The 7,734-nt window shown below is 71.7% G+C and carries 11 protein-coding genes; 2 read left to right on the forward strand and 9 right to left on the reverse strand.

The features are described 5' to 3' along the window. Window positions 1-152 precede the first annotated feature (152 nt). On the forward strand, window positions 153-566 hold the full coding sequence (locus KVT45_RS06960) for a DUF6233 domain-containing protein (protein ID WP_217545601.1): 414 nt from the start codon (window positions 153-155) through the stop codon (window positions 564-566). 129 nt (window positions 567-695) lie between these two features. Here the strand turns inward: KVT45_RS06960 and KVT45_RS06965 are convergent, their stop codons facing one another. Continuing rightward, the gene (locus KVT45_RS06965) at window positions 696-869 is read right to left on the reverse strand and encodes a hypothetical protein (protein ID WP_217545602.1); all 174 of its coding nucleotides are present in this window, start codon (window positions 867-869) and stop codon (window positions 696-698) included. A 509-nt stretch (window positions 870-1,378) separates the two neighbouring features. After that, entirely contained in the window at window positions 1,379-2,056 is a 678-nt protein-coding gene (locus tag KVT45_RS06970; protein ID WP_217545603.1) for a hypothetical protein, read from the reverse strand. 160 nt (window positions 2,057-2,216) lie between these two features. Between KVT45_RS06970 and KVT45_RS06975 the strand changes: the two genes are divergently transcribed. After that, window positions 2,217-2,453, forward strand: coding sequence for a hypothetical protein (locus KVT45_RS06975; protein ID WP_217545604.1), 237 nt, complete (start codon window positions 2,217-2,219; stop codon window positions 2,451-2,453). Between the two features lie 111 nt (window positions 2,454-2,564). On the opposite strand, the gene KVT45_RS06980 is transcribed toward KVT45_RS06975, so the two are convergent. From KVT45_RS06980 to KVT45_RS07010, 7 genes are all read right to left on the reverse strand, one after another. Beyond that, complete coding sequence (locus KVT45_RS06980; RefSeq protein ID WP_217545605.1) at window positions 2,565-2,918, reverse strand: hypothetical protein; 354 nt, start codon at window positions 2,916-2,918, stop codon at window positions 2,565-2,567. After that, window positions 2,918-4,720 (reverse strand): hypothetical protein, encoded by a 1,803-nt coding sequence (locus tag KVT45_RS06985; RefSeq protein ID WP_217545606.1) that lies wholly within the window; start codon window positions 4,718-4,720, stop codon window positions 2,918-2,920. The genes KVT45_RS06980 and KVT45_RS06985 overlap by 1 nt, the downstream gene beginning before the upstream one ends. A 177-nt stretch (window positions 4,721-4,897) precedes the next feature. Then, entirely contained in the window at window positions 4,898-5,455 is a 558-nt protein-coding gene (locus KVT45_RS06990; RefSeq protein ID WP_217545607.1) for a hypothetical protein, read from the reverse strand. 190 nt (window positions 5,456-5,645) lie between these two features. After that, a complete protein-coding gene (locus KVT45_RS06995; protein ID WP_217545608.1) occupies window positions 5,646-6,293 on the reverse strand; it encodes a hypothetical protein in 648 nt (215 codons plus the stop codon). Further along, window positions 6,290-6,721: a hypothetical protein gene (locus KVT45_RS07000; RefSeq protein WP_217545609.1), complete on the reverse strand. Its 432-nt coding sequence runs from the start codon at window positions 6,719-6,721 to the stop codon at window positions 6,290-6,292. Before KVT45_RS07000 ends, KVT45_RS06995 begins: the two co-directional genes overlap by 4 nt. Window positions 6,722-6,729: 8 nt before the next feature. Next, entirely contained in the window at window positions 6,730-7,044 is a 315-nt protein-coding gene (locus tag KVT45_RS07005; RefSeq protein ID WP_217545610.1) for a hypothetical protein, read from the reverse strand. Continuing rightward, the coding region (locus KVT45_RS07010) for a hypothetical protein (protein WP_217545611.1) at window positions 7,044-7,734 on the reverse strand (691 nt) is incomplete at its 5' end. The genes KVT45_RS07005 and KVT45_RS07010, both read right to left, overlap by 1 nt.

Consider the following 7,734-nt stretch of genomic DNA (forward strand, 5'->3'; position numbering starts at 1 on the left):
GGCTCCACAGGTCCGTGCTTGTTCGGGCTCGCCTGTGTACCACGCAAGCTTGCGGCCAACCGGTTCCTGGGTGGCCAACTAGCAATGTCCGTGGCCACCTACCGCTGAACGTCACAGTACCGGTGGGGGACTCGAGACCTAGAATCGAACGTATGAGCGAGATGCTGCCACCGGACCCTGCGCGCCTGCGCGTGATCCTCGCGCACCTCGACAAGCAGATGGCCGACCACGAGACCATCGGTATCTACCTGCGTCTCCAGCGCGATGCCGTCCAGGCGGCGATTGCCAAGGCCGAGATGCAGCGGGAGCCTCGCGTCGTACAGGCGCCCCAGCAGGGTCCGAGGCGGATGAAGCTGCGGCCCGGGACGTACATGCTGGAGCCGAAGATCAGGCCCGACCATCCGAGACCCGCGTACATCCACATCGGTGGCTGCAGCGCGATCGAGCGGCTGGCGAGCGAGTGCACGATCCGGCAGGCAGAGCTCGCGCTCACCCAGGACGCGGTCGAGGCCCAGGCGTGTCCGGCCTGCCGACCGGATATGGCACTTGGGATCGAAGTCGCGTAGAGCTCAGGCGTTCAGGGCAGCCAGGGTGATGCGGGCGGCGAGGGTCACCGGCCGTCCCGCTCGTGGTGAGACGGCATCGGCCGCCCTCCCCTGGGTGGGTAGGCGGCCGATCAGTGTGGTGGTCAGGCGTTAGTGGCGGGAGATCCACCACCAATAGATCAAGGCCACGGCGACGACACCGCTCTGGTAGGCGATGCCCATGGCGAACGACTTGCTCAGCTTCCAGCGGTTGCGGCGCACAGCTCGAGCCGCGACTCGGGAGCGGTCCAGCAGTTGTGTGATGCGCCGCCAGATGTGTTTCATGGTGGCAGGTCCCTCCAGGTAGACGCTCGGACGGATCGCTGACGGGACCTCGTATTCGGAGGTTTCCTAGGCCAATGCGATTACGAGGTCCCGTTCAGCAGCACAAACGTTAACCGCGCTGATCACCCGGTGTGGACGCCCATAGCCGTTACCGAAGAGCGTTCTGCGCCTTCACCTGCCGAAACGCGCTTGGGAGATCAGCGAAATACCCTCAGTTGGCCTAGCGTTGAACACCCCAACGAGTGACTTTTCCATTCCCTCGGGGGGATTATGAGTGCGCGTAGGGCCATATGGGTGAACGCGCACAACGGGGCTCTTGGAAGTAGCCCTTTATTGAGTGGCATCACGTCACCCGTTCGGCTCAATGGGTCTAATCCGCTCAGGTATGTGCGTTCCGCCAACTGGGTGGTGTGCGTTCAAAACAGGGCGTGCGCCCCGAAATGCTCACCGGAAGAGCCGAACGAACTCGCTCCGAACCGAACGCCCTTTCCCTTGTTCCGGCGCTGAGCTCATGCGTCCAGGGCAGCCAGGGTGATGCGGGCGGCGAGGGCGAGTTCCTCCCGGGTGTACATGGACCGGCAGGTGCCGCACTCGGTGTAGAGCTCGTGATCGGTTTCGACCAGGGTGAGGGAGTCGCAGCGCGGGCAGGGCTGCGCGACGGCGCGCCGCCGCGGGCGCAGGCGAGTGGTGTCGCGGACGGCGCGCATCAGCTCGGCGAGCTCGTCGAACATGTCGCCGGCCCAGGGACGGCGGGATGCCCACGCGAGGGGCTTGGGCTGCGCGAGCCACAGCGCCAGGTCGTCGGGGGCGAGCGACGTCGGCGGGTTCCACCGGCGCTCCTCGGTGATGAGGCGGACCCAGGGTATGAGGACTCCGGCGATCGGGAGCTGCCCGTGCTGGTCTCCATCCGGATCGCTTACCTCGCGCCAGGCTGCGGGCCCGAGGAGGTTGAGGACGTCGACGCGGCCAGGCAGGGGCGCGGTGCGGTGGACGACGCGGCCGCCGCTCTGGCTGCCGGTGGTCTCGCGCTGCCGGGATCCCCCGAGCACGGTGATCTGCAAGGGCAGTTCGCGGAGCCACGCGCCGATGCGGTCGACGCAGGGGTTGCACAGGACCTGGGCGACGGCGGTCTCGGTGTCGTTGAGGGCGCGGCTGCAGGCGGCGGCAGCGCACAGGGTGGTGGTCACCGGGTGTCTCCTCGGAGTAGCGCGGGTGGGGCGGTGCCGGGCCGGTGTGGGGTGGCGGCCCGTCGGGGGTTCACCCAGGTGGGGGTGTCGCAGCAGGCGGCGATCCAGTCGGCCGGGATGTACATCCGGACTGGGGTGCGCACGCGGTGCCGTGGCTCGCTTGCCGATGCAGGGCACGCACGCGGGCGACGGCGCGGCTGCCATGGAGGACGTGGCGCAGGCAGAGGACGCCGGCCGCGGCGAAGGACACGATGCCGAGGGCCAGGCAGCCGAAGCTGGCCAGGACCAGGAGACCCGGCAGAGTGGGAACCGTCATGACGTCTCCCTGGTGGCGTGGTCGCCGGCCAGCTGCGACATGGTGGCGAGATTGCTGTGCTCGGTGCTGCTCACTGGCTGATCTCCTGCCGATCGAGGGTGCGTCGCTCGATCTCGGCGCGCTGCTCGGGCGACGGCGAGCGACCGTTACTGCCGGTGTAGAACGGCTCGGACGATGACTCCACGGGCGCCGTCACCGTCCTGCCGGCCTTCCCCAGAGCGGGGGCTGAACGGTGGGCCTGCGCCGGGAGGGCCGGGACCGAGGCACCTGCTGCTGGGTGTTGTTGCCGCCGGTGCAGCTGTTCCAGTGCAGCAACGCCTTCCACTCCAGGAGCTCGGGCTCGGGCCGTTCCGCGTCGAGTTGACGGACGACCAACGCGCCCGGACCGTTGGTGTGCGCGGCCAGACCGCCGGCCGGGGACGGCAGGGCGTTCAGCGGTACGCGCTGTCCGCGCTGCGGGCCTTCCCCCCAGGTCGCCCAGCGGATCGGTGCGTTGCACCTGGTGCAGGTCGTGACACCGAGCGTGGGGTGTGGGGTGGTGGGCATCAGCTATCCCCTCCGCTCGCCTGGGCGGCGGCCGTGCGAGCGGTGTGCGGCTCGGCTCGGCGGCGCCCGCGCTTCGACTGGCAGGGCTGGCCCTCCTCGGCGAGGCAGCCGGGCTCGAGGCAGGCGATCTCGAGCGCTCCGGTCAGCGGGGCCCTGCCGACCGCGGCTCGGAACGACGCGGGCATGTAGTCGTCGCGCATGGGTGTCTCCTCGATGGCGCGCGGGGACGGAGCGGCCGCTGACTGGGGCGCAGCGGCGGAGAGTTCGGGGTGTGCGCCGTACGCGGCGCGCAGCAGTTCGCCGGCGCGCAGTACGCCGTACCGGTGGAGCGCGGCCGCCGGACCGTGCGCGGCGGCGGCCGCCAGGACCTCCTCGTCGGAGGCCTCGCCGCGCTCGCGGTACGTGGCCTTCGGCAGGTCCTGGCGGCGGAGCTCGGCGAGTTGGTCGCCCCAAGCGCGGGCGCGCCGCCATTCCTCGCGGGTGATCTGCTGCTTGTGGGCGCAGATCTCGCACGGCTCGCCGGTCGGCCAGGTGTAGCCGTCCTCGCACAGCGGCAGTCCGCACCCGCCAGGCGTGACGGCCACGGCCAGGAGCCAGGCGCCGACGTCGCCGATCGTGCGGGCGTCGCGGTAGCGGCTGGCGATCCGGGCGGCCATCCGCTCGGGGGACATCAGGTTCACGGCGGAGTTGTCGAGCTGGCGGCCGATCTCGCGGGCGACCCGTCGCAGCATGAACCGGCTGACGCTGTCAGTCAGCAGGTGGCGGACGGGGGCAAGGCTGTCGTGGATGCGCTGGGTCCAGCGCAGCTCGGGCCCGGTGTACGAAGCGCGTCCGGTGGGGGTGGGGCGGTTCCCGCGCGCAGCGCGAGACGGGCTCGGCCGGAACGTGTCCGGCAGTGGGCCGTCTGCGGTTTCCACAGGAGCCGGGACCCACTCACGGTCACCTCGCCTACGGCGGGACACCCCCACTGGGTTCGTCTCGTCGGGTCGGTCAGTCGGGTGGTCTTCCTTAGTCGCGAGGGATCCGTCACCAAGATCCGAACCGGATCCGTCATAGAAGTCCGCAGCCTCGCCGTCCCACAGCGCCAGCTGCTCGTCGGCGGGCGCCTCTTCGGCCGGGGCCGGGACGGTGTGGAGCGGGTGGCGGTGGGTCTCGTAGGCGTGCCGGCCCTGCTCGCCCTCCCGGCGGTGCACGGTGAGCCAGCCGGACTCGGCGAGCTCGTCGACCAGGCGGCGGGCCTGCCGCTCGCCGAGGCACTGGCCGGCCCTCTGGCCCGTGTGATGGTGGAGCATCTCGCCGAGCTCGGCGACCGTGACCGGGATCCGGCGGGCGGTGGAGTAGGCGAGAAGTGCGTACAGGCGCAGCAGCCGCGGGGTGAGGGCCTCGGCTGCGCGCACCGGGATCTGCGCCCACAGTTCGTCCTCGGCCAGCGGCCGGGTGACGCGGTGCGCGGACTCGCCGGTGCCGCCCCGGGCCGTACGGCGGACGGTCGGGACCTCGGTGATCCCGTCGACGATGTCCGGACGGGTGAGCGGGCGCAGTCCTCGCTCCACCGCGCTCTTGGACATGCCGAGGAACTCGGCCAGGCGGATGACGCGGGCAGTGCAGCCCTCCGGGCGGAGCGACAAAGCCTTCACCTTGACGTAGGTGCTCAGGGCCACGTCGGGGTACTGAGCACCTACGACCAGGCGCAGGGGGACCTTGACCGTCTGCCCGCCGTCGCGCGGGCGCGCCCCGGCAGCCGCACGGGGCGGCTCGGGGTGCGGTGCAGCCTCGGCGGCTGCAAGCGCGATGGCGGACATCAGGCGGTCTCTTTCAGGGAGTTGAGGCGGGGGTGGCCCCGCTCGCCCGGGGGAAGGGCGAGCGGGGCCCGAGGGCGGCCGCACAGGACGGGGGTCCTTGGGGGCGGCGGCCGCCGGCCGGGTGGTCTGGGGGCTGAGTGGGCGAGGCGTGGTCATCGCCCACCCAGCGCTGATGGGTTACTCCTGCTGGGCGAGGAAGCGGCGGCCGCGCGCTCGCTCGAGTTCGAGGGCCGGGATCACGAGGTCGTACAGGTGGCGGCCGGACCCGGTGTGGGGCCGATAGGCGAGCCAGCCGCTGGTGTGCAGGACGGTCAGGGTGATCTGGACCTGCAGCTCCGTCAGGCCGGTGGCCAGGGCGATTTGCGCGGCGTCGGGCTGCGCCGACGAACCGAGCCGACCACTGCGGTGGTTGGCCCGGTGCAGCAGGTCGTGCAGCACCAGGCGGGCGTGGGGCGGCAGAGAGCTGCGGATCAGGCAGTGGCGGAAGACCGAGCGGAAGTACTCGGTGTCCGTCAGCACACCCGGGGCCATTGCCTCCTCGGCGGTCAGCTCGCGCGGCTCGTACATCGGCCGCGGCGGGGTCGGCCGCTCGGCCACGTCGGCCCCGGCCCCGGAGTCGGGCGCCTCGGGAGCCGGAGCGGGCTGGGCAGCAGGCTCAGGCACGGCCCGGGGCGGGGCCGGGACGGCGGCCGGGGAATGCCGGCGGGCGAGATCGCCAGGGTTGGGAACCCTCATGTCGTGTCCTTCGAGTGCTCGGCTCCGGTGGGGGCGGCTGCCTCGGTGGCGCCAGGTGGGGGCTGGCGGTGAGCCGGCCAGGTGCTCGGGGCGTGCCGGTTGCACCACCAGCCGGACGTGTAGAGGCGCGCGTAGGTGAGGCTGTGGAGCGCCACAGCGCGCCACTCACACGCGGGAGGCTTGGCACCGCTCACTGGCGGTTGACCGAGTTGGTCAGCGTCCAGCGCAGGGCGCCCTCGGCGAGGACCCCGTACGCGTACGCGGCATCCGAGAGGCCGGCGGCGACGTCGAGAGCGGCGTGCATCTCGCCGGCCTCGTGGTCGGAGACGTACTCCTGCCGCCCGATGCCCTCGGCCTCGTACCCGGCGACGATGCACCGCTCATACGCGCGCCGAGCTGCCTCGAGCTGGGCCGAGCCCGAGAACGCGAAGTCCAGCTTCGGCATGTAGGCGTCGAAGTCGTAGCTGTCGTCGACGTCGTCGACCGTGAGGACGACGTGGGCAGGCTGCTCCCCGGCCCGCACCGCGAGCACGGACCAGTTGGCGCCGTGGGCGTAGGCCCGGGCTGCCTCCTCGTACACCCGCTCGAGCTGGTGCTTGGTCTGGAGCTGGACCTGACCGATCCGGCTGAGCGCGGCCAGGTGCGGCTCCTGCTCGCCGGTGTACGCCGTGCGACGGCGCTTGACCTTGCCGTCGAGGAGGCGCAGGCGGTCCAGGTCGTACTGACCGGTGGTGATGGTGGCGGCGCGGGCGGCGGCCTGGCACTCGCGCGCCGCGGCGCCGAGGGCGAACACGCTGTCCTCCAGGGACATGGTCCAGGGCTGGGAGGGCTTGGTCATGAGGCTCCGATCGGAGTTGTGTGAAGGGACTGGAGGGCGTCGGCCCACGCGGTGTCCGGGTCGGCCTGGGCGGCGTGCTGTTCCCAGAGGCCGACCAGGGCGTCGAGGGGGCGGGCCCGAGGGGTACGGCCGATCGCGCGCCCGCACTGGCAGGCGCCGACGAAGTCGTGCTCGGTGCGGCTGATGACCAGGGCGTGAGGAGTGTCCGCCGTCCCCGTTCCGGCGGTGGTGCTGCCGACGGGGGTGTCCTTCTCCTCGGCCCGGGTCAGGGCCGTGTCGATCGCCTCGGCCAGCTGCGGCACGGTGGCCGTCCACCGCGTCTCGCTTGAGCCAGGGCCGAGACCCTGGACCACCGCGCCGCGCAGCTCCTGACCCAGAACCGGGCGCCGGAACCTGGGGCTGCGCAGTACGGCGGCGATCGTGTCCATGCGGGAGCTCACCGGTCACCGTCCGGGCGCATCGGCACAGCGCGCAGCTCCGCCCGGATCCGGGCCAGCACGGTGCAGCGGCCCGGGCAGAACCAGTGCGTCCCGTTGCCCTCGGCGGCGTTGCGTACCTGGACCATGCCGCGGGCTGGCGGCCGCAAGCCGGTGACCTGACTGCCGCAGCTGTCGGCGGTGCACACCTCGTACGGCGTCACAGGGTCGGTCGGGCGGCTCGCGCCGGCCAGGCCCTCGTTCCAGGCCTGCCGGGCCGCCAGCTGACCGGGTGTGGTCTCGGGCAGGCGCGGGCGCTGCGCCCGGGTCGGCATCAGCCCTCACCGCCGTCAGCGGCCTGGTTCTGCTCAGCCAGCCACGCGGCCGCCTCGTCGTCCGGCAGTCGGGTGTATCCGGAGAGCTGGACGGTGATGCCGTCCACGGTCGCGGTGGCCATCGCCCGCCTCGACACGTACATAACCGTGTCGCCGACGACCGTGACGACAGGATCCGCGCCCAGGGCCTCGGCCACTTTCACAGCAGCCTCAGCCGAGGCGGCCTTCAGGTGCAGTTCGAAGCTGCAGTTGCCGTCGCGATAGCCGATCACAACCGCGTGCTCCGCACGCAGGCCGGCGTCGTTGTGCAAGACCAGGAGGCGGGTCAGGACCTCCGTCATGAGTCTGGTCCGGTCCGGCAGGTCGGCAAGGTCCCCAACCGGGTCGGATGCCTCGCGGTCGTCCCGGTTGTCGTGGTGCTGCTCCTCCTGGCGGTCGGCCTCCTCCAGGAGCTGGCCCAGGTGGACGAGGCTGTTGACTCGGGTGAACGTGAGGCAGCCGCAGCTCACGCACGACGCCACCAAGTCGAAGCCGACCTCGACCGGGTCAGCGATGCACGAGTAGCGCAGGGCGAAGGAGTGGTACCGCCCGGGGGCCAGGGCGGCGAAGGCCTCCTTCGTGTCCGCCGGCGCGCGGCCCCACGGCGTGTACTCCCTGTCGAGCTCGTCGGCGGCCTGGCGGACGTCCCCG

It is taken from the genome of Streptomyces sp. GbtcB6, from assembly GCF_019091475.1.
In the GTDB taxonomy this organism is placed as follows: domain Bacteria; phylum Actinomycetota; class Actinomycetes; order Streptomycetales; family Streptomycetaceae; genus Streptomyces; species Streptomyces hyaluromycini.

Excerpts from the sequence above, each read along its gene's own strand:
- KVT45_RS06960 (WP_217545601.1), top strand. The coding sequence starts at position 153 with ATGAGCGAGATGCTGCCACCGGACCCTGCGCGCCTGCGCGTGATCCTC.
- KVT45_RS06965 (WP_217545602.1), bottom strand. The coding sequence starts at position 869 with ATGAAACACATCTGGCGGCGCATCACACAACTGCTGGACCGCTCCCGA.
- KVT45_RS06980 (WP_217545605.1), bottom strand. The coding sequence starts at position 2,918 with ATGCCCACCACCCCACACCCCACGCTCGGTGTCACGACCTGCACCAGG.
- KVT45_RS06985 (WP_217545606.1), bottom strand. The coding sequence starts at position 4,720 with ATGTCCGCCATCGCGCTTGCAGCCGCCGAGGCTGCACCGCACCCCGAG.
- KVT45_RS06990 (WP_217545607.1), bottom strand. The coding sequence starts at position 5,455 with ATGAGGGTTCCCAACCCTGGCGATCTCGCCCGCCGGCATTCCCCGGCC.
- KVT45_RS06995 (WP_217545608.1), bottom strand. The coding sequence starts at position 6,293 with ATGACCAAGCCCTCCCAGCCCTGGACCATGTCCCTGGAGGACAGCGTG.
- KVT45_RS07000 (WP_217545609.1), bottom strand. The coding sequence starts at position 6,721 with ATGGACACGATCGCCGCCGTACTGCGCAGCCCCAGGTTCCGGCGCCCG.
- KVT45_RS07005 (WP_217545610.1), bottom strand. The coding sequence starts at position 7,044 with ATGCCGACCCGGGCGCAGCGCCCGCGCCTGCCCGAGACCACACCCGGT.